This window comes from Mycobacterium bulgaricum, assembly GCF_041287165.2.
Taxonomy (GTDB): domain Bacteria; phylum Actinomycetota; class Actinomycetes; order Mycobacteriales; family Mycobacteriaceae; genus Mycobacterium; species Mycobacterium bulgaricum.
Genome location: NZ_JBGGKV020000003.1, coordinates 342,027 through 362,384, shown reverse-complemented (window position 1 = coordinate 362,384; position 20,358 = coordinate 342,027). Strand labels below are relative to the sequence as shown.

Genomic DNA, 20,358 nt, shown 5'->3' with positions numbered 1-20,358 from the left:
CAACAGTTGCCTACTCCTGGTACGGCCGGTTACCCAGGCCGCCGACGGGCAAAAGAGGTGTCGTCACCCTCCCCGGACCGGTGCCACGATGTACCAGGGGGGCTGTATCCATGTCGTCAACGTGTCCGGCGCTGGCCGATGTTCTGGCACGCTACGCTGCGGTGTCGAGCGCACCGCGTCTGCACGCGATCGAAGCGCGATTGCGCGCTCCCGTCTCGGTCGCCGTGGTGGGCCGCCCCGGCGTGGGTCGCGGGGCGGTGGCCCGCGCTCTTACCGGCGCCGGGGTCGGCGTCGTGGCGGATGCGGCCGACGTTCGTGTCGTCGTCATCGCCGAGGCGCTCAAGCCCGAGGACCGGCGGGCGCTGCGCGGTGATCGTCCGTCGGTGGTCGTCGTGAACAAGGCCGATCTGTCCGGCCGGGTGGTCGGTGGACCGCTCGCCGCGGCGAGACGCGTCGCCGACGACATCGCCGTCGACGTGGGTCGGCCCGCCGTGCCGATGGTCGCCCACCTCGCCGATGTCGTGCTCGACGACCAGCTGATCGATGCGCTCCGGGCCCTGGCCGCCGCTCCCGCTGACCTGGCGTCTGTCGATGCCTTCGTCGGATCCGAGCATGTCGTTCCCATGCCCGTCCGGCAACGTCTGCTCGAACGCCTCGACCGCTTCGGCCTGGCCCACGCCGTGCTGGCCGTCGTCGAGGGTGAGGACGCCGTCTCGGTGGCGGCCGGACTGCGAAAGGTGAGTCAGGTCGACGACGTCGTCGCGAAGCTGGCCGACGTCGGTGCCGAAGTCGGATACCGGCGGGTGCGTGCCGCGCTGGCGGAACTGCAGCGGACGGCCACCGAATCCCGCGACGACGATCTCGCCGCGTTCCTGGCTTCCGACGAGGTCGTGATCGCGGTGATGGCGGCGGCTGTCGCCGTGGTGGAGGCATCCGGTGTCGGGGTCGACCCCGGCGATGACCCGGATGCCCACCTGCGCCGCGCGCTGCGGTGGCGCAGGTATGCCGATGGCCCGCTCGGCGCACTCCACCGCCGGTGCGCGGCAGACATCTCGCGCGGCTCGCTTCGCCTTCTCGGCGAGGTGTGATGAGCGCACCGGAGGTGGTGCTGGTGGCGGGTCCACCGCGTGCCGGGGTCACCGCCATGGTCGGTGCGCTGGGGCAGCGGATGCCGTCGACCCGGTTCGTCGAGTCCGGCGGGGTCACGGCGACCGACGCGGTGGCCGCGGTCGTCTTCGTCACGTCGGCCGTCGCGCCGCTGGTCGAATCCGATTGCGCAATATTGGGTTCCGTCCCGGATGCGGACCTGGTGATCGCCGTGGTGTCCAAGATCGACGACCATCGGGGTTGGCGGGATGTTCTCGCGGCCGATCGGGAGCTGCTCGGGCCTCATGTGGTGTGGGTCGGCGCGGCGGCGGCGCCCCGGCTGGGGGAACCCTCCGTGGACGAGCTCGTCGGCCTGCTGCACACCGAGCTTTACGATCCGACGACGCGTAACCGAAATCTGTTGCGCGGGAACGAGGCCCGTCTTGCTGTGCTCGGAGGGGAGCGGGACGAACTGGCACGGCGCAGGCGGCTGGCAGCCTCCGAGCGAGGGCGCAGGCTACGGAGCGAGGTCCAGCACACGCGGCTGACTCTGACGCAGGCTGCGCGCAGGCGGTGTGCGGACCTGCGCACCGAGCTGGTCGGCGAGGCCGCGTCGATGCGTCGCCGCGACGTGCGCGGTTTCGCCGACCACGTCAGGCACCGCTGCGGCGACGTGCTGGCCGAGATCGACAGCGACATCGTCGCGTACACCGACCAGGCGGCCCCGCCGTCACCGGTCGGCTTCGCGGATCCGCCGCTGCGATCGCGCCGACTGGAAAGCCGGTTGACGGCCGTGCTGGGGGCCGGTTTCGGGTTCGGGGTCGCGCTGGTGGTGACCCGGTTCGCGGCCGGGCTGGCGCCGGGGCTCGCCGCTGCGGGTCTGGCCGCAGGCGTCGGCCTGGGGGCGGCCACTGCGGTATGGGTGATCCGGGCCCGCGCCCTTCTCCATGTCCGGGCGGTTCTCCACGCGTGGGTGGCCGACGTCTGCGCCGCCGTGCGTGCCGCCGCAGAAGAGAAGGTGGCTGCCGGCATGCTCGACGCCGAAGCCGTTCTGGCGTCGGACGAAGCCGCTGCGGCATCGGAACGGGACGCCGAATTCGCCCGCAGAATCGCGTCGATCGACGTCGAAATTCGGAAACTCGCCCGTCTTCAGAAAGACCCCAGCTTGTTACCCACCGGTAGACCTCCCGGTGACGGCCATCTGAATCGTTCCTGTGAGTGAATGGACATAGTCCTGAATTCCCGCGGGTATGTCACCCGCGTTAACCTCAATACACAGTGACGGCCGTGGCTGCCACCGAGGGGACGAGCGTATGAACTCGCTTTTCGGCGCCGCCCGCGTTCTGGCAGACCTTTCGCAGAAGATGCAGGGAGACAACACAGCATGACCGCAGCGACCATTCCGGGACTGGATTCCGCACCGACCAAGCACCAGGGACTGCTCGCGTGGGTTCGCGAAGTTGCCGAGCTGACACAGCCGGATCGCGTCGCGTGGGCCGACGGTTCGCAGGAAGAGTACGAACGCCTCGCGCAGCAACTCGTCGATGCGGGCACGTTCCAGAAACTGAACAACGAGAAGCAGCCGAACTCCTACCTCGCGCTGTCCGATCCGTCCGACGTGGCGCGCGTCGAGTCGCGCACCTTCATCTGCTCGCAACGTGAGATCGACGCAGGCCCCACCAACAACTGGATGGACCCGGCCGAGATGCGCGGCATCATGACCGATCTCTACCGCGGCTCGATGCGCGGCCGCACCCTGTGGGTGGTGCCGTTCTGCATGGGTCCGCTGGACGCCGAGGATCCCAAGCTCGGCGTCGAGCTGACCGACTCCGAATACGTCGTCGTCTCGATGCGCACGATGACCCGGATGGGCAGCAAGGCGTTGGAGAAGATCGGCGAGGACGGGTTCTTCGTCAAGGCGTTGCACTCGCTCGGCGCTCCGCTCGAAGAGGGCGAGCAGGACGTGCCGTGGCCGTGCAACGACACGAAGTACATCACCCACTTCCCGGAGACCCGCGAGATCTGGAGCTACGGCTCCGGGTACGGCGGCAACGCGCTGCTGGGCAAGAAGTGCTACTCGCTGCGCATCGCCTCGGCGATGGCCCATGACGAGGGCTGGCTCGCCGAGCACATGCTGATCGTCAAACTCATCTCGCCCGAGAACAAGGCCTACTTCATCGCCGCGGCGTTCCCGTCGGCGTGCGGCAAGACGAACCTCGCGATGCTGCAGCCCACGATTCCGGGCTGGCGCGCCGAGACGGTCGGCGACGACATCGCGTGGATGCGGTTCGGCAAGGACGGCCGACTCTACGCCGTCAACCCCGAGTTCGGCTTCTTCGGCGTCGCGCCGGGCACCAACTGGGACTCCAACCCCAACGCCATGAAGACCATCGCCGCAGGCAACACCGTCTTCACCAACGTCGCCAAGACCGACGATGGTGACGTCTGGTGGGAGGGCCTGGAGGGCGAGCCCGATCACCTGATCGACTGGAAGGGCAACGACTGGATCCTGCGGGAGACGGAAACCAAAGCCGCGCACCCGAATTCGCGCTACTGCACCCCGATCTCGCAGTGCCCGACGCTGGCGCCGGAGTGGGACGACCCCCAGGGTGTGCCGATCTCGGCGATCCTGTTCGGCGGCCGTCGCAAGACCACCGTCCCTCTGATCACCGAGGCCCGCGATTGGCAGCACGGCGTCTTCATCGGCGCCACGCTGGGCTCCGAGCAGACCGCCGCCGCCGAGGGCAAGGTCGGCACCGTCCGCCGCGACCCGATGGCGATGCTGCCGTTCCTCGGCTACAACGTCGGCGACTACTTCCAGCACTGGATCAACATCGGCAAGCAGGCCGACGAGTCGCAGCTGCCGAAGGTGTTCTTCGTCAACTGGTTCCGCCGCGGCGACGACGGCCGCTTCCTGTGGCCCGGCTTCGGCGAGAACAGCCGCGTCCTGAAGTGGGCCATCGAGCGCATCGAGCACACGGCCGAGGGCAAGAGCACCCCGATCGGCATCGTGCCCACAGCGGCGGATCTCGACCTCGAAGGCCTCGACGTGAACCCGGCCGACGTCGACGAGGCGCTGAAGGTCAACGCCGACGAATGGCGTGCCGAGCTCCCGTTGATCGAGGAGTGGTTCGAGTTCGTCGGCGAGAAGCTGCCGACCGGCATCAAGGACGAGTTCGACGCGCTGAAGACCCGCCTCGCCGAAGAGGCCTAGTCCGCACTGGTAGTTCCTTCGCACCGCGAGCGCGCGTGTCTGCCCACAGACACGCCGCTCGCGTTGTGCATTTGCGCGCGCTCGCGGGCGGCAACGCGCTCGCCGCCACCACTTGACAGGTGTCAACTTTCGTTTTGTAGAGTCTTGCCATGCAGATCCGCGACACCGCCGTTGCCGCCCCTGACAAGCCCGCCATCATCATGTATCCGTCCGGAACGGTGGTGACGTTCGGCGAGCTGGAGGCCCGGGCGAACCGGCTGGCGCATCTGTTCCGCGAGGCCGGCCTCGTCGAGGGAGACGCCGTCGCGATCCTGATGGAAAACAACGAGCACGTGCACGCGGTCATGTGGGCCGCGCGTCGCTGCGGCCTCTACTACGTGCCGATCAACACGCACCTGACCGCGGCCGAGGCCGCCTACATCGTCGACAACAGCAACGCGAAGGCCATCGTCGGCTCGGGCAAGCTCAAGGACACCCTCGCCGGGCTCGGCCCCGAACTCCCCAAGGGCCTCCCCCCGGTGCTCATCATCGCCGACGGACAGCTCGACGGCTGGCAGAGCTACCCCGAATGCGTTGCAGGGCAGCCTGATACACCGATCGACGACGAGATTGAGGGCGACCTGCTGCAGTACTCCTCTGGCACCACCGGTCGCCCGAAGGGCATCAAACGCGCACTGCCGCACGTGCCGCCGTCGGAGTCCCCGGGCTTGATGGCCGCCCTGGTCTCGTTCTGGATGCACCCCGACGCCGTCTACCTGAGCCCCGCGCCGCTGTACCACACGGCGCCGTCGGTGTGGTCGATGCAGACCCAGGCCGGCGGTATCACCACGGTGGTCATGGAGAAGTTCGACGCCGAGGGTGCGCTCGACGCGATCGCCAAACACCGGGTGACACATGGCCAGTTCGTGCCGGTGATGTTCACCCGCATGCTCAAGCTCCCCGACGAGGTCCGCACCTCCTATGACGTGTCGAGCCTGGAGCGGGTCATGCATGCCGCCGCCCCGTGCCCCGTCGAGATCAAGAAGCAGATGATCGACTGGTGGGGCCCCATCGTCGACGAGTACTACGCGTCGTCCGAGGCCCACGGGTCCACACTCATCACCGCCGAGGAGTGGCTGACCCACCCGGGCTCCGTCGGGCGTCCGCTGGCCGGCGCGCTGCACATCGTCGGCGAGGACGGCACCGAGCTGCCCCCGGGTGAGGCCGGCGAGATCTACTTCGAGGGCGGCTTCGACTTCGAATACCTCAACGATCCCGACAAGACGGCGAAGTCGCGCGACACCCACGGCTGGAAGACGGTGGGGGACATCGGCTATGTCGACGAGGAGGGCTACCTCTACCTCACCGATCGCAGGCACCACATGATCATCTCGGGCGGGGTGAACATCTATCCGCAGGAAGCCGAGAACCTGCTCGTGACCCACCCGAAGGTGATGGACGCCGCGGTGTTCGGCATTCCCGACGACGAGATGGGCCAGCGGGTCAAGGGTGTCGTGCAGACCGTCGACCCCGCCGATGCCACCCCCGAGTTCGCCGAGGAACTGATCGGCTGGCTGCGAGACCGACTGGCGCACTACAAGTGCCCGCGCTCGATCTCGTTCGAGACGCAACTTCCGCGCACCGACACCGGCAAGCTCTACAAGCAGGAGCTGATAAGCAAGTACTCGTGAACGAACTGGCCGGGGGAGTGCTGGTCGCCGTCGGGGAGCCCCCAGACGGCCCCGACGGCGCGACCTTCACCTTGACCGAGGACGTCACCGACGACCCTCGCGCTGTCACCGTGACGTCGGTTCCCGACGCGCTCGCCGAGCTCACCGAGCGCTGCGAGCGCTGGCCGCAGGCGGCGGCGGTCTGCGGCGACGTGCTGCGCGCCTTCGACCCCGCGGGCTCCACGTTCACCGGCGTCATCACCGAATCGCTGGCCTACTCGACGCTGCAGTCCGGCCCGGAGTTCGCGCGCTGGCTGGCCGAGCGAGGTCCCGCCGTGGTGCCGCAGATCCCGAATCCTGTTGTCGCTGAACGTGACAGCGACCGGCTGACAGTCCGCTTCAACCGGCCTCAGCGGCACAACGCATTCTCCACCGATGCCAGGGCGGCCCTGCTCGAGGCCCTTGAGGTCGCACGCCTGGACCCCTCGGTGACCGAGATGGTCCTGACCGGTAACGGGCCGTCGTTCTGCAGCGGCGGCGACCTCGCGGAGTTCGGCACCTTCGCCGACCCGGCCGGCGCCCACATCGCCCGCACCCGGCACAGCCCCGCACTTGTGCTCGACGAGATCGCCGCCCGGCTGGGGCGGGGCTGCCGCGCGGAGATCCACGGTCAGGTGCAGGGCAGCGGCTTGGAGATGGCCGCGTACTGCGGATGGGTCACCTGCCATCCCGACGCGGTGCTCGGACTCCCGGAACTGGCGCTCGGCCTGATCCCGGGAGCCGGCGGCACCGTCAGCATCACCCGCCGTATCGGCCGGTGGCGCACCGCCTATCTCGTGCTGTCGGGCCGTTCCATCGACGCGGCGACCGCGCTGCGCTGGGGCCTCGTGGACGAAATCGGTTGACTGTCAGCGCTGCCGGGCGGGGCGGATGATCAGCTCGTTGACGTCGACGTCCGCGGGCTCGTTGACCGCGTAGGAGATGCCCCGCGCGATCGCGTCCGGGGAGATCGCGGCCGCCCGGTACTCCTGCATCGCCGCGGCGGCGGTCGGATCCGAGATCGTCTCCGCGAGTTCCGATTCGACGACGCCGGGCGAGACGGTCGTCACGCGGATCGACGGATCGGACTCCATCCGCAGACCCTCGGTGATCGCCCATGCGGCGTACTTGGTCGCGCAGTACACCGCCGCTGTCGGCACCACCTCGTGCGCCCCGATCGAGGCCACGGTGATGAAGTGACCGCCGCCCTGGCGCTCGAATTGGGGCAGCGCGGCGGCGATGAAGTTGAGCAACCCGCGGACGTTCACGTCGATCATCTGATCCCACTCGTCGACGAGCCCGGCGTCGAGCCGCGACAGCGGCATCACCCCGGCGTTGTTGACGACGACATCCACCCGACCGTGCGCAGCCACCGTCGCGTCGACGAACGCGGCGACGTCCGCGCGGTCGGTGACGTCGAGCCGGCGCGTCTCGATGCTGCCGCCGGCCTCTCGAATTGTCGCGGCGAGGTGGTCGAGGCGGTCCTCGCGACGCGCACCCGCGACCACATGGTGTCCGTCGGCGGCGAGACGCTGCGCCACCGCTTCGCCGATCCCGCTGCTGGCTCCTGTGACGACGATGATCTTCGATTCAGTCATGACCCCAGCATCAGCGCTGCATCGCTCGCGAACCAGGGTGCACTACACCCAGGCACGTGGGGAATGCGCGCCTAGGGTGGGGGAGTGGCCGAACTGGGTGACTACCTCAAGAGCAGGCGCGCCGCACTGCGTCCCGCCGATGTCGGGTTGACCAGTACCGGCGTGCGCCGCGTCCCGGGGCTGCGCAGGGAGGAAGTGGCACTTCTGGCCGGCGTCAGCGTCGACTACTACGGCCGTCTGGAGCAGGGCAGGGAACGGTCCCCGTCGGTGCAGGTGCTCGACGCCCTCGCCGCGACGCTGCGCCTCGACGACGACGGCCGCACACATCTTTTCAGGCTGGCAGGACACACCCCTCGGGCGCCGAGGCAGCCGCACCCCGACCGGGTCGACCCGGGTCTGATGCGGCTGATGGAGGCCTGGCCGGACAACCCGGCGCTGGTCTACAACCGGGCTTACGACATTCTGGCCGCGAACCCGATGGCCACCGCGCTGTTCGGTGAGCTCGGGGCGGTCGGCAACCTCATGCTGCTCGTCTTCACCGACCCGCGTGCCCGTGATTTCTACGCCGACTGGGAGGCCGTCGCCGCAGACTCCGTCGCCGGCTTCCGGATGGCCTATGGGGCCGCACCCGAGGACCCCCGCGCCCGGGCCGTGCTCGCAGATCTGCTCGCCTCAGACGAGTTCCGCACCCTCTGGGAGCGCCGCGATGCACGGCGGAAGTGTCTGGCACGCAAGACGTTCCGACACCCTGAAGTGGGCACGGTGACGCTGAACATGCAGACGTTCGACGTCCGTGCCGCACCCGGCCAGGAGCTCATCGTCTACGACGCCGACCCGGGTAGCCCCAGTGCCGACGCGCTCACGCTGCTCGGCAGCATCGCTGCCAGCCGCAACGATGACGGTCACCCCGAACGCTTCAACGTGACACGGTAGGTGTACTGCTCGGGCAGGAACTGGCTGACGGCGAGTTCTACGGGGCGGCTCGCGTCGTCGGAGTACAACCGGTCCACTCGCAGCATCGGATGGCCGGGCTCGCACGCCACCGCTGCTGCGGCGGCACCGTCGGCTGCGGTCACCGTGATCGACTGTGCCGCTTCGGCGATCGGCCTGTCCAGGTGCGGTTCGAGCAATCCGATGACGGTGTGCGTCGTCACCGCTCCCGACGCCAGCGACCGCGACCCGAGCACAGGGGCGGCCACCGCGGGCGGAAGGTGAACCACGGTGTGGCCGAATGCGATTCCGTCGTGCAATCGCCGGAAGACAACGGTGTACACCACATCGCCGTTCAGTCGCAACCGGCTGGCGGCGTCGATGTCCACGCGACGGCGCAGCCCGTCGAGGACCTCCATGGTGGTGTCGTCGGACAGGCTCATCAGGTCCTCGATGGATCCGAGCTGGCGCAGATAGCGCCTGCCCACCTCGCTCGCGTAGCTGCCGCGCCCCGGCACCCGGTACACCGAACCCTCGGCGACCAGATCCTGGAACGCACGCCGGACCGTCTGGCGCGACAGCCCGTGACGTGCCACCAGCTCCGATTCCGTGGGCAACCGGGTGCCGTCCGGGTATCGGCCCGCGGCGATCTCGTCTCGAAGCCGTTCCCGCAGAACCTGATACGCGGGCGTCATCAGATGCCGCCCCGGGCCACCAGCTGTCCGGCGATGACGTTGCGCTGGATCTCGTTGGTGCCTTCGCCGACGATCATCAGAGGTGCATCGCGGAAGTAGCGCTCGACGTCGTATTCGGTCGAGTACCCGTAGCCCCCGTGGATGCGGACGGCGTTGAGGGCGATGTCCATCGCGACTTCCGAGGCGAAGAGCTTGGCCATCCCCGCCTCCATGTCGGCGCGGGCCCCGCTGTCGTACCGGTCGGCGGCATAGAGGGTGAGCTGCCGGGCCGCGGTCAGCTTCGTCGCCATGTCGGCGAGGTAGTGGCCGACCGCCTGGTGCTTCCAGATCGGCTGTCCGAAGCTCTCCCTGTCCTGCGCGTAGGCGAGCGCATCCGCCAGTGCCGCCGATGCCACTCCCAGCGCCCGCGACGCCACCTGGATACGGCCCGTCTCAAGGCCTTTCATCATCTGCGAGAAGCCCCTGCCCGGCGCGTCGCCGAGGATCGCCGACGCAGGCACCCGGCACTGGTCGAAGGACAGCTCGCACGACTCGACGCCCTTGTAGCCCAGCTTCGGCAGGTCCCGTGACACCGTCAGACCTTCGGTCGGGTTCTCGACGAGAACGACCGAGATGCCGGCATGCCGCGGAGTCGCGTCGGGGTCCGTCTTGCAGAGCAGCGCGATCAATCCCGATCGTCGGGCGTTGGAGATCCAGGTCTTCGCCCCGTTGATCACGAGCTCGTCGCCGTCGCGCCGCGCGATCGTTCCCATGGCCTGGAGGTCAGAACCCCCGCCCGGTTCGGTCAGCGCCATCGTCGCGCGCAGTTCCCCGGTGGCCATGGCGGGCAGGTAGCGCTGTTTCTGCTCCTCGGTGCCGAACAGCGTCAGCAGTTTCGCCACCACGGTGTGGCCGCCCATCGCGCCGGCCAGGCTCATCCAGCCGCGGGCCAGCTCCTGGGTGACCAGCACGTAGCAGCGGGTGGAGACCGGGGCGCCGCCGTGGGACTCGGGGATCGCGAGCCCGTAGATGCCGATGCTCTTCATCTGCTCGATCCACGCCTCGGGGTAGGTGTTGGCGTGCTCGACGTCGCGGACGGTGGGCTTGACATCGCGATCGATGAAGGCGCGTACCGTCTCGACCAGCATGGCTTCTTCGCTGCTGAGTCCTTCGACCACGTGTGCACCTCCGCGATGTCCCAAATGTACGGCCATTTGGTAGCCATATTGACATGTGTCCAGACGCGGTGCCAGCATGCCGTCTGTGACTTTGTACGGCCAAAGACAAGGGGGCCCGTACTTCGACGACCTGCACGTCGGTCAGGTCTTCGATTCCGCCCCGTCGCTGACGCTGTCGCCCGGCGTCGCCGCGGCGCACCAAGCGATCATCGGGGACCGGTTGAGGCTGCCACTGGACACCGAACTGACCCGGGCGGTGACCGGAGCTTCGGCGCCGCTCGCCCATCCGGCGCTGGTGTGCGATGTCGCGATCGGGCAGTCCACGCTCGTGACCCAGCGGGTCAAGGCCAACCTGTTCTACCGCGGACTCACCTTTCACCGGTTTCCCGTCATCGGCGACAGCCTGTACACGCGCACCGAAGTGGTTGGTCTCAAGCAGAATTCGCCGAAGCCGGGACGGCCCGCAACCGGGCTCGCCGCATTGCGGATGACCACGGTCGACGCCACCGGCCGGCTCGTCCTGGATTTCTACCGTTGCGCCATGCTGCCGCTGAGCAGTGACGCCGTACAGACGGAACATCTCGACGACCTGTCGGACATCGGCGGGGGCGTCGATGCTGTGGCCGATCCGACGGCAGGCTGGGACGCCGACGCGTTCCGCGCCCGGGTGCCGGGACCACATTTCGACCCCGGCTTGGTGGGCCAGGTGCTGCACAGCACCGCCGACGTGGTCAGCAGTGCACCTGAGCTGGCTCGCCTGACGCTGAACATCGCGGCCACCCACCATGATTCGCGCATCGCCGGTAAACGGCTGGTGTACGGCGGCCACACCATCGGCCTGGCGCTCGCCCAGGCGACGCGGTTGCTGCCGAACCTTGTCACCGTCGTGGGCTGGGAGTCCTGCGACCACACGGGACCGGTGCACGAGGACGACACGTTGTACAGCGAGCTCACCGTGGAAGGCGCGGAAGCCCTCCCCGACGGACGCGGCGCGGTGGTCCGGCTCCGGTCGGCCGTCTACGCGGCAGAGGGCGAGGACCGGCAGGTCCTGGACTGGAAGTTCGCTGCGCTGCTGTTCTGAGGCCACAATGGTGAGGTGAGTCCCTTGCGAGTGCCCGCCGCAGTGCTGGCGCACGCGCGGGAGAACACACAGTCCATCGCCGTTCTGGCGGCGGTGCACGTCGACGCCGACGCAGCGATCGGCGGGCGGGCCGCGCTGCTCGGCCTGCAGCCGGCGGGACGCGTCTCGGCGGGCGGTGCGACGCGGCTGATGGAGGGGCCGGACGGGTGGTGTGCGTTGACGCTGTCCCGGCCCGACGACGTGGATGCTGTTCCGGCGCTCCTCGAACGCGACAGCGTGCCCGGCGAACCGTGGGACGCGGTCGCGCAGTGCGTCCGCGACCTCGGTGTGGCCGCCTTCTGCGAACGGGCGCGGATGCTCGGCCTTCCCGTCGGTGTACTGGGCGAAACCTGCTCAGCCTCAATGACTGTCAGCACCATCGGCGAACGCGGTAAGCAGGCTCCGCTGGCCGATCTGCTGGTCGTGGACCTGTCCTCGATGTGGGCGGGCCCGCTGTGCGCGCGGGTGCTCGCCGACGCGGGAGCGACCGTCGTCAAGGTCGAAAGCGCGCAACGGCCGGACGGCACCCGCAACGGCGCGGTCGAGTTCTTCGACTGGATCAACGCTGGAAAGCTCTCGTACGAGGCGGATTTCGGGGACACGACGGACATCCGCAGGCTGCTTTCGGCCGCGGATGTGGTCATCGAATCGTCGCGTCCCGCTGCGCTAGAGCGCCGCAGCCTCGGACCGGCGGATGTCGCGGCGCGTCCCGGGCGCACCTGGGTCCGGATCACCGGCCACGGCACTGCAGGCGAGCGAGCGGACTGGGTGGCCTTCGGAGACGACGCCGCGGTGTCGGGCGGACTCGTCGGCGGCACCGGCGCCGCGCCGACGTTCTGCGGCGACGCCATCGCCGACCCGTTGACAGGTATCCATGCGGCCCGTGCCGCGCTGGAATCACGCGGGCGTGGCGGCGGTGAGCTGATCGAGGTGTCGATGTCGGCAGTCGCCGCCGAGTATGCCCGCCTCGTCGACGATGACGAAACAGACTGCACCGCAGTGCCCGTGACCGCTGTTCCGGCCGCGCCACTGGGCGCCGACACCGACCTCGTACGCCGCATGGTGGCCGAACGACTGGTCGTCCCGTGCTGATCAGGCGCGCGGTCCTGCTCGACGGAACCGAGACCGACATCCGCGTCGAGGAGCAGATCGTCGACGTCGCCCCGGGGTTGGCGGCCGCACCCGGTGAGGTTGAGTACGACGCCGCGGGCGGCACGGTGGTGCCCGGACTGAACGACCATCACCTCCACCTGCGGGCGGCCGCGGCGGCGGTGCACTCCGTGCGGGTGGGCCCCGAGCATGTCCGCGACAGAAGCTCGCTGGCAGCGATTCTCGCGACCGCGGCACGGAGCGACGACGGCTGGGTGCGCGCGATCGGCTACCACGACTCCGCGGCGGGACCGTTGGATCGACATGCCCTCGACGGTGTCGCGCCCACCGTCCCGGTGCGCATCCAGCACCGCAGCGGAGTGCAGTGGACCCTCAACACGCCCGCGCTGATCCGTGTCGGTCTCGCCGAGCATCCCACCGGCATACTGCGCAGCTCCGATCCCAGCTGGGCATTGCCGCCGAGCGAGCCCGGCCTGGCCGAGCTCAGCGTGCAGTTGTGCCGCTACGGCGTCACCGGAGTCACCGACGCCACACCGGATCTCGGCGCGGGCGACATCACCGAGCTGCAGCAGCGGATGCGCCAGACGGTGCGGTGCCTGGCACCGGGTAAACGCATCCTCCACGATGACGAGTTGGACCTCGACGCGCTCACCCGCTGGATTCGCCACAGCCATTCGGTAGGGGTGCCGGTGGCGCTGCACTGTGTGACCGCCCCGCAACTGGTCGTGGGTCTGGAAGCAATCCGCGCCGCAGGCCGCCACCCGCTCGATCGCATCGAGCACGCGGCCGTCGTCCCCGACGGGACGCTGGCCGACCTTGCCGCGAGCGGCATCGCGGTGGTGACCCAGCCGAATTTCGTTGCCGAGCGCGGAGATCAGTACCTGGTCGAGGTCCCCGAGACGGAGCATCACGAGTTGTGGCGGGTGGCGTCACTGCTGAGCGCCGGCATTCCCGTTGCACTGTCCACCGATGCCCCATTCGGTAACGCGGATCCGTGGGCGGCGATGCGGGCGGCGGTGCATCGACGCACGCCGTCCGACATTGTCCTCGGCCCCGCCGAATGCGTCTCGGCGGCAACAGCATTGAGATTGTTCACGGGTAACCGACCGGGTCACCCCGCGCGCATCGAGGCGGGGACCGCCGGTGACCTGTGCATCCTGACGGCGCCACCGGCGGAAACGCTGGCCGAACTCGATGCCGGGGCGGTCGCCGCCACCGTCATCGGCGGCGAGGTCGTCTACGAACGTTGAGTCGGCGAGACTCGCGTCTCCGGCGAGGCCGCGGGCGCGAATGCCGTGCGCAGCAGAGCGCACTGACTCCGGAAGAACGACATCGACACATCGGCTTTCGGTGCCACACCGTCGAATCCGTGAAACGCACCGTCGACGACCTCCACCTCGCAGGGTACCCCCGCGGCCCGCAACCGCTCGGCGTAGGCCAGGTCCTCGTCGTGGAACAGGTCCAGGGTGCCGACGCCGATCCACGCCGGTGGAAGCCCCGCGAGGTCGTCGCGCCGCGCGGGCACGGCGACATCGGGGTCGGCGTTGCCGAGATAGGCCCGCCAGCCGAACCGGTTGCTCGCCTGATTCCACAGCCGATGCCCGGGGTTGTCCAGCCCGGTACGCTCCACGGTGCGGTCGTCGATCATCGGATATACGAGAAGCTGTGCGGCGAGCGGGATTTCGCCGCGGTCACGGGCGAGCAGGGCCAGTGATGCGGCGAGTCCGCCCCCGGCGCTGGCCCCGCCGATCGCGAGGCGGGCCGGATCGACCGCGGGCAGGGCGGCCAGCCAGCCCAGTGCCGAATAGCAGTCTTCGACCGGGGCGGGATACGGATGCTCGGGCGCGAGCCGATAGTTGACCGACGCCACGGTCGCACCGAGCTCACGGGCGAACCTGCGGCACAGCACGTCATCCTGCGCGGCGTCGCCGATGACATAGCCCCCGCCGTGGATCCACAGCAGCGCGGGAGCGGGAAGGGTGACCCCCGTTGGCCGGAAGAGCCGGACTCCGACCCCCGAATGCAGGGTGAGGACCTCGACGTCGTCGGCGGGAGCCTTGCGCCACATCATCCGCGACGCAGCGCGTATCAGCGGCAACGTCCGGGGGGTGATGACCTGCCTCGGCACCACACGTGCGGCGCGGCGGAGTTCGGGATGGAAATCGATGCTGTGCACCCGATCAGTATGCGTGTACTGCCCAGCGTGGATGGCGGCGTCCGTCAGCGAAGCAGCGGATCTCGCGGCAGCCCGAGGATCCGCTCGGCGATCGTGTTGCGGGTGATCTCCGAGGTTCCGCCCGCGATCGTCATCGCCCGGTTGCCCAGATAGCTGCGGGTCAGCTGCGGGGCCTGCTCGACCACCGCCGCCGTGCCTGCCAGCTCGAACGCCAGCTCGGTGAGGTGCTGACCGGACTCGGCGACCAGCAGCTTGGTGACATTGCCTTCCGGGCCCGGTTCGGCGCCGGCGATCGCGCGCGTGGCGCGGCGCAGGTTCAGCAGCCGCAGTGTGTGGATCTCCGCGATGACCTCGCCTGCCCGACGGACGTACGTCGCTGCGGCCGCCGGTGCGCTGTCGAGCAGTTTGATCAGGTGATCCGGTGTGGTGCCGGTCGGCGCCCCTGAGCCACCGCCGATCGAGATCCGCTCGTTGCCCAGCGTCGCCCTCGCGACCAGCCATCCCTTGTTCACGTCACCCACGACGTCGGCGTCCGGCACGAACACGTCGTCGAAGAACACCTCGTTGAAGTGGGAGTCGCCGGTGATCCCGCGCAGCGGATTGACCGTCACTCCCTCGGCGTTCATGTCGATCGCCATCATCGTCACGCCGGCGTGCTTGGGGGCATCGGGATCGGTGCGCACGGTGGCCAGTCCCCACTGGCACATGTGGGCCAGGCTGGTCCAGACCTTCTGGCCCGTCACCCGCCATCCGCCGTCGACCTTCTTGGCCGACGTGCGGACTGCGGCGGCGTCCGAGCCGGCGCCCGGCTCGGAGAACAGCTGGCACCACATCACCTGTCCGCGCAGCACCGGCTCCACCCAGCGTTCGCGCTGGTCGTCGGTGCCCGCCTGGGCGATGGTCAACGCCACCCAGCCGGTGATCCCCATGTCTGGGCGCTCGACCGGTGTCGATTCGCCCCCGCCCGCCGAGCCGAACTCCTCTTCGATGACGAGCTGTTCGAGGACGTTGGCAGCCCGGCCCCACGGTGTGGGCCAGTGCGGCACGAGATAGCCGGATTCGACGAGGAAGTCCCGCTGCTTGTCGGCGGGTAAGGATCGCACTGTTGCGGCGGCGTCGCGTGCCGGGCCGCGGAACTCCTCGGATTCCGGCGGCAGCGTGAACGACGCACCCTGCGCCCGGCCGCTGCGCTGGCCTTCCACCACATCGAGCACGGGGTCGGCGCCGTCAGCCATCAGCGCCGCAAGCGTTCTCGCTCTACGAAGGTAGAGATGCGCATCGTGTTCCCATGTGAAGCCGATACCGCCGTGCAGCTGAATATTGTTCTGCGCATTGGACACCTGGGCACGGATCGCCAGCGTCGCGGCAACCGCCGCGGGAAACCACGCACTGTCCAGATCGTCGGAGCGGGCCGCGTCCCAGGTGGCCGCCGTCGCGGTCTCGACGTCGACGAGCATGTTGGCCGCGTGATGTTTGACGGCCTGAAACGTTCCGATGGTGCGGCCGAACTGTTCACGCACCTTCGCGTACTCGACGGCCATGTCCAGCGCCGCCCATCCGACGCCGACCGCTTCGGCCGACGCCAAGATCCGGAAGACGGTCCTGGCGTGGCGCGCGGCACCGCGCAGCACCCGGTCGGAGGGTACGGAAACACCCGTCAAGGCCACCGATCCGATGCTGCGGGTGGTGTCGAGGCTTTCCAGCGCCGTCACCGTCACACCGTCGGCGGCGGAATCGACGACGAGGATGTCCTCGCCGGCGGCAAGGACCAGCAGGGCCGCGTCCGGCGCGCCGAGGACCGCGGAACATTCCCCGGCTGCACGGTGGTCGGTCGTGACGTCGATGGTGCCCGACACGCCGAGGGCGGCAACCGTCTCGCCGCTTGCAAGACCCGGAAGAAGTTCGGCCCGAACGGATTCCGCTGCGCATCGGTCGAGCACCACCGCCGCCGACGCGCTGGACAAGAACGGTCCGGGGGCAAGCTGGCGGCCGAGGCACTCGGCGACCACGGCGAGCTCGGCGAGGCCGTAGCCCGAACCGCCGTGCTCTTCGGCGATCGCCAATCCCGTCCAACCGAGATCAATTGCAGCAGACCAGATTTCGGAGGGATGAGTGGATCCGCCATCGAGCGTGGATCGCGCCTTGGCGAGGGTCTGCAACCGGGTCAGCTGACCTGCGGCGGCGTCCGCGAGGTCCTGGTGGTCGTCGGTGATGGCCAGCGCGGAGGTGCTCGCGGTCTTGCTCACGTGGGATGCCTTCTTCGGTGAAGTTGACGGATGTCAACCGACGCTATCGTGGTGCGAATTCCGCACCAGGTCTTGTGAGTCAGATCACAAATTGACCACATCTGAAAATCAGTAGACAACTTCGCTGCGATTGTCGTTTGAGATCTGTGTCACGGGGTACGCTCGCGCCCATGACGGAACGCCCGGATACGCGTTATCCCGGACCCACCTTGACTACCCGCGTGCAATGGTTGCTGAACGCGGGAATTTCCGACTACTTGCTGGCAGCGAGCGTCGCCTCGGCTTCGCTGCCGGTGATCGGGAAACACCTTGAGCCGCTTGGGGCACTGACGGCCGCGGGCGTCTGGGGCGCTCGGCATGCTCCGGACTTCGTCGGCGCACTGGCCAAGTCGCTGGTGACGCCCAACGACGCCGAGAAGAAGCAACAGGAGCGTGACTGCACCAGTGCAGTCACCGAGGCCGCTCTGCGGGGTGTTGTCTCGCCCAAAGACCTGGAGATCGAGTGGCCCGCCGCCGAGCGCACGCCGCCGATCTGGAAGATGCGCGAGCACCTGCGCAACGTGCACAAGACGTCGGTGCGGTACGGCCCGCGCCCGACTCAGCTTCTCGACGTGTGGCGTCGCGACGACACCCCCGCCGACGCGCCGGTGATGATCTTCGTCCCGGGCGGCGCCTGGGTGCACGGCGGCCGCATGCTGCAGGGCTATGCGTTGATGTCGCACCTGGCCGAGATGGGCTGGGTCTGTCTGTCCGTCGAGTACCGGGTCGCTCCGCACCACCCGTGGCCCGCGCACATCACTGATGTGAAGACCGCGATCGCCTGGGCCCGCGCGAACGTCGACAAGTTCGGCGGTGACCGTGACTTCATCGCAGTGGCCGGCACGTCGGCCGGCGGCCATCTCGCGGCGTTGGCCGGTCTGACGGCCAACGATCCCGAACTGCAGTGCGAACTGCCCGAAGGCTCCGACACATCGGTCGATGCGGTCGTCGGGATCTACGGACGCTACGACTGGGAGGACAAGTCCACCGTGGAGCGTGTCCGCTTCATGGACTTCCTCGAGAAGGTCGTCGTCAAACGCAAGTTCGCCAAGCATCCCGATGTGTTCCGCAAGGCCTCGCCGATGGCCCGCATCCATTCGGAAGCGCCGCCGTTCCTGGTCATCCACGGCACCGGTGACAGCGTCATTCCGGTGGCCCAGGCGCAGAGCTTCGTCGAACGGCTGCGCAATGTTTCACGCTCGGTGGTCGGCTACGTCGAGCTTCCCGGCGCGGGTCACGGCTTCGACATGACCGACGGCGCCCGCACCGGCGCCGCGGCCACCGCAATCGGCTTGTTCCTCAACCACATTCACCGAAACCGGAGCCTGATCGGGGCCAAAGAGGTTATATAGTCACCTCTGGCGCACGAGCGCTTGCGCGAGAAGCCGACGGGCGTTGGGAAGGTGGCGCGGTGAAGAGGCTTGCGCGATGAGAAGGCTGTCGCGGTGAAACGACTGCGCGGCTGGGACGCTGTGCTGCTGTACAGCGAGACGCCCACGGTCCACATGCACACGCTGAAGCTGGCGGTCATCGAGCTCGACGATCTGGGCGGAGCGACGTTCGGTGTCGAAGAGCTCCGCAAAGTCATCCACAGCAGGCTCTACAAACTCGAGCCCTTCCGCTTCGAACTGATCGACATCCCGTTCAAGTTCCACCATCCCATGTGGCGGGAGAACGCCGAGGTGGACCTCGAGTACCACGTACGGTCGGCCAGGGTCGCCGCGCCGGGTGGCCGACGCGAACTGGACGAGGAAGTCGGCCGGATTGCCAGCACGCCACTGGATCGCAGTAAGCCGCTGTGGGAGATGTACCTCATCGAAGGTCTCGCGGGCGGTCGCATCGCGGTGCTCGGCAAGATCCACCACGCCCTCGCCGATGGTGTCGCGTCGGCCAATCTGCTCGCGCGCGGAATGGATCTGCAGGACGGCCCGCAGGCCGACCGCGACTCCTACGCCACCGACCCGGCCCCGTCGAAAGGCGAGCTGGTGCGCACGGCCTTCACCGACCACCTCCGCCAGATCGCAAAATTTCCTGGCGTGGTGCGCTACACCGCGCAGGGCGTGCGGAGAGTACGCGACAGCGGAAACAAGCTCTCCCCGGAACTGACCCGCCCGTTCACGCCGCCGCCCACCTTCATGAACCACCAGATCGACGCGACCCGAAAGTTCGCCACCACCACACTCGCACTGGACGACGTCAAGGCCACGGGCAAACATCTCGGGGTCACGATCAACGACATGATCCTGGCGATGTCAGCGGGTGCGCTGCGAAAGTTGTTGCTGCGCTACGACGGTCACGCCGACCATCCGTTGCTCGCCTCCGTTCCGGTGAGCTTCGACTTCTCGCGCGACCGCATCTACGGCAACTACTTCACCGGCGTCCTTGTCAGCATCCCCGTGGAATTGGACGATCCGCTGGAGCGGGTCCGCGCCGCACACGACGCGGCCGTCGCCGGCAAGGAGAGCAACAACCTCCTCGGGCCCGAGCTCGTCAGCCGGTGGTCCGCGTACTTCCCGCCCGGCCCCGCCGAGGCCATGTTCCGCTGGTTGTCCCACAAAGACGGGCAGAACAAGGTGATGAACCTGCCGATCTCCAATGTGCCCGGGCCGAAAGAGCGTGCGCGCGTGGGCGGTGCGCTCGTCACCGAGATCTACTCGGTCGGGCCTCTGACGATGGGCAGCGGGCTCAACATCACCGTGTGGAGCTATGTCGACCAGATCAACATCTCGGTGCTCTCAGACGGTAAGACCGTTGAGGACCCGCATGAGCTGACGGCCGCGATGGTCGAAGACTTCGTCGAGATCCGGCGTGCTGCAGGGCTTTCCACGGAGCTGACGGTCGTCGAAACGGCCTTAGCCAATTAGTCGGCCCGCCGACGTGGCCAATTAGTCGGCCCGCCGATTCCTAGGCGGCGTCAGCGAGATGCCGCTCTGTTGCCGCCATGTTGGCGGTCGCATGCGCTGTGGTGACGGGGGCGGACTCGTTCCGGTACCGCGCCAGATATCGTTCGGCAGCCCGTCGATCCGTGTTGCCTCGTAAGGGGTCCATGCCCAGCACGATGGTGTCGGACGGATCCGCGGTGGCGATATGGCGGGCGCGAAGGACGAAGCAGAGCACTCCCAGTGCGTAACTCGCGACCATCGCTGCTCCGAGCCAGGGTGCAAGCTCGCTGTCCAGTGCCAGTGCAGCGGTGAAGCACCCCAGGAATGCGAAGCCGATCAGCGTCAGAACATATCCAACAGCCGGCAGGGGGGCGCGAGCGAACGATACGCGTCGCATCGAATACCTCCTTTCAACAC

The 20,358-nt window shown here is 68.4% G+C and carries 17 protein-coding genes; 11 read left to right on the top strand and 6 right to left on the bottom strand.

Going from position 1 to position 20,358, the window contains the following annotated elements:
* Positions 1-110 precede the first annotated feature (110 nt).
* The 5 genes from ACAG24_RS12650 (at position 111) to ACAG24_RS12630 (ending at position 6,854) form a co-directional block, all read left to right on the top strand.
* Positions 111-1,088, top strand: coding sequence for a hypothetical protein (locus ACAG24_RS12650; RefSeq protein ID WP_370473403.1), 978 nt, complete (start codon positions 111-113; stop codon positions 1,086-1,088).
* The gene (locus tag ACAG24_RS12645) at positions 1,088-2,308 is read left to right on the top strand and encodes a hypothetical protein (protein WP_370473402.1); all 1,221 of its coding nucleotides are present in this window, start codon (positions 1,088-1,090) and stop codon (positions 2,306-2,308) included. The genes ACAG24_RS12650 and ACAG24_RS12645 overlap by 1 nt, the downstream gene beginning before the upstream one ends.
* A 162-nt stretch (positions 2,309-2,470) precedes the next feature.
* The gene (locus ACAG24_RS12640) at positions 2,471-4,300 is read left to right on the top strand and encodes a phosphoenolpyruvate carboxykinase (GTP) (protein WP_370473401.1); all 1,830 of its coding nucleotides are present in this window, start codon (positions 2,471-2,473) and stop codon (positions 4,298-4,300) included.
* A gap of 149 nt (positions 4,301-4,449) precedes the next feature.
* Positions 4,450-5,970, top strand: a complete 1,521-nt coding sequence (gene fadD4, locus ACAG24_RS12635; protein WP_370473400.1) for a fatty-acid--CoA ligase FadD4 — start codon at positions 4,450-4,452, stop codon at positions 5,968-5,970.
* Positions 5,967-6,854, top strand: a complete 888-nt coding sequence (locus ACAG24_RS12630; protein WP_370473399.1) for an enoyl-CoA hydratase/isomerase family protein — start codon at positions 5,967-5,969, stop codon at positions 6,852-6,854. Before fadD4 ends, ACAG24_RS12630 begins: the two co-directional genes overlap by 4 nt.
* A gap of 3 nt (positions 6,855-6,857) precedes the next feature.
* Here ACAG24_RS12630 and ACAG24_RS12625 read toward each other — a convergent pair whose 3' ends face one another.
* Positions 6,858-7,586, bottom strand: a complete 729-nt coding sequence (locus tag ACAG24_RS12625) for an SDR family oxidoreductase (RefSeq protein WP_370473398.1) — start codon at positions 7,584-7,586, stop codon at positions 6,858-6,860.
* 84 nt (positions 7,587-7,670) lie between these two features.
* Here ACAG24_RS12625 and ACAG24_RS12620 point away from each other — a divergent pair, with 84 nt between their 5' ends.
* Positions 7,671-8,519 (top strand): helix-turn-helix domain-containing protein, encoded by an 849-nt coding sequence (locus ACAG24_RS12620; RefSeq protein ID WP_370473397.1) that lies wholly within the window; start codon positions 7,671-7,673, stop codon positions 8,517-8,519.
* Here ACAG24_RS12620 and ACAG24_RS12615 read toward each other — a convergent pair.
* Both ACAG24_RS12615 and ACAG24_RS12610 read right to left on the bottom strand, forming a co-directional pair.
* On the bottom strand, positions 8,489-9,211 hold the full coding sequence (locus tag ACAG24_RS12615) for a GntR family transcriptional regulator (protein ID WP_370473396.1): 723 nt from the start codon (positions 9,209-9,211) through the stop codon (positions 8,489-8,491). The genes ACAG24_RS12620 and ACAG24_RS12615 overlap by 31 nt on opposite strands.
* Positions 9,211-10,404, bottom strand: coding sequence for an acyl-CoA dehydrogenase family protein (locus ACAG24_RS12610; RefSeq protein ID WP_370473395.1), 1,194 nt, complete (start codon positions 10,402-10,404; stop codon positions 9,211-9,213). The genes ACAG24_RS12615 and ACAG24_RS12610 overlap by 1 nt, the downstream gene beginning before the upstream one ends.
* Before the next feature lie 40 nt (positions 10,405-10,444).
* Here ACAG24_RS12610 and ACAG24_RS12605 point away from each other — a divergent pair, with 40 nt between their 5' ends.
* From ACAG24_RS12605 to ACAG24_RS12595, 3 genes are read left to right on the top strand one after another with little or no spacing between them, the layout of a single operon-like run.
* Positions 10,445-11,449 (top strand): MaoC family dehydratase, encoded by a 1,005-nt coding sequence (locus ACAG24_RS12605; protein ID WP_370473394.1) that lies wholly within the window; start codon positions 10,445-10,447, stop codon positions 11,447-11,449.
* Between the two features lie 15 nt (positions 11,450-11,464).
* Positions 11,465-12,580, top strand: coding sequence for a CoA transferase (locus tag ACAG24_RS12600; protein ID WP_370473393.1), 1,116 nt, complete (start codon positions 11,465-11,467; stop codon positions 12,578-12,580).
* Positions 12,574-13,848, top strand: a complete 1,275-nt coding sequence (locus tag ACAG24_RS12595; RefSeq protein WP_370473392.1) for an amidohydrolase family protein — start codon at positions 12,574-12,576, stop codon at positions 13,846-13,848. The genes ACAG24_RS12600 and ACAG24_RS12595 overlap by 7 nt, the downstream gene beginning before the upstream one ends.
* Here ACAG24_RS12595 and ACAG24_RS12590 read toward each other — a convergent pair.
* Both ACAG24_RS12590 and ACAG24_RS12585 read right to left on the bottom strand, forming a co-directional pair.
* Positions 13,836-14,774 carry an alpha/beta hydrolase gene (locus ACAG24_RS12590; RefSeq protein ID WP_370473391.1) on the bottom strand — a complete coding sequence of 313 codons (939 nt, stop codon included), beginning with the start codon at positions 14,772-14,774 and terminating at the stop codon, positions 13,836-13,838. The two genes, ACAG24_RS12595 and ACAG24_RS12590, sit on opposite strands and share 13 nt — an antisense overlap.
* Positions 14,775-14,818: 44 nt before the next feature.
* Complete coding sequence (locus tag ACAG24_RS12585; protein ID WP_370473390.1) at positions 14,819-17,020, bottom strand: acyl-CoA dehydrogenase family protein; 2,202 nt, start codon at positions 17,018-17,020, stop codon at positions 14,819-14,821.
* 170 nt (positions 17,021-17,190) lie between these two features.
* Here ACAG24_RS12585 and ACAG24_RS12580 point away from each other — a divergent pair, with 170 nt between their 5' ends.
* Together ACAG24_RS12580 and ACAG24_RS12575 are read left to right on the top strand one after the other, a co-directional pair.
* Positions 17,191-18,411, top strand: a complete 1,221-nt coding sequence (locus tag ACAG24_RS12580) for an alpha/beta hydrolase fold domain-containing protein (RefSeq protein WP_370473389.1) — start codon at positions 17,191-17,193, stop codon at positions 18,409-18,411.
* Between the two features lie 93 nt (positions 18,412-18,504).
* Positions 18,505-19,923 (top strand): WS/DGAT/MGAT family O-acyltransferase, encoded by a 1,419-nt coding sequence (locus tag ACAG24_RS12575; protein ID WP_370473388.1) that lies wholly within the window; start codon positions 18,505-18,507, stop codon positions 19,921-19,923.
* A 40-nt stretch (positions 19,924-19,963) separates the two neighbouring features.
* On the opposite strand, the gene ACAG24_RS12570 is transcribed toward ACAG24_RS12575, so the two are convergent.
* Positions 19,964-20,338: a hypothetical protein gene (locus tag ACAG24_RS12570; protein WP_370473387.1), complete on the bottom strand. Its 375-nt coding sequence runs from the start codon at positions 20,336-20,338 to the stop codon at positions 19,964-19,966.
* Between the last annotated feature and the right edge of the window lie 20 nt (positions 20,339-20,358).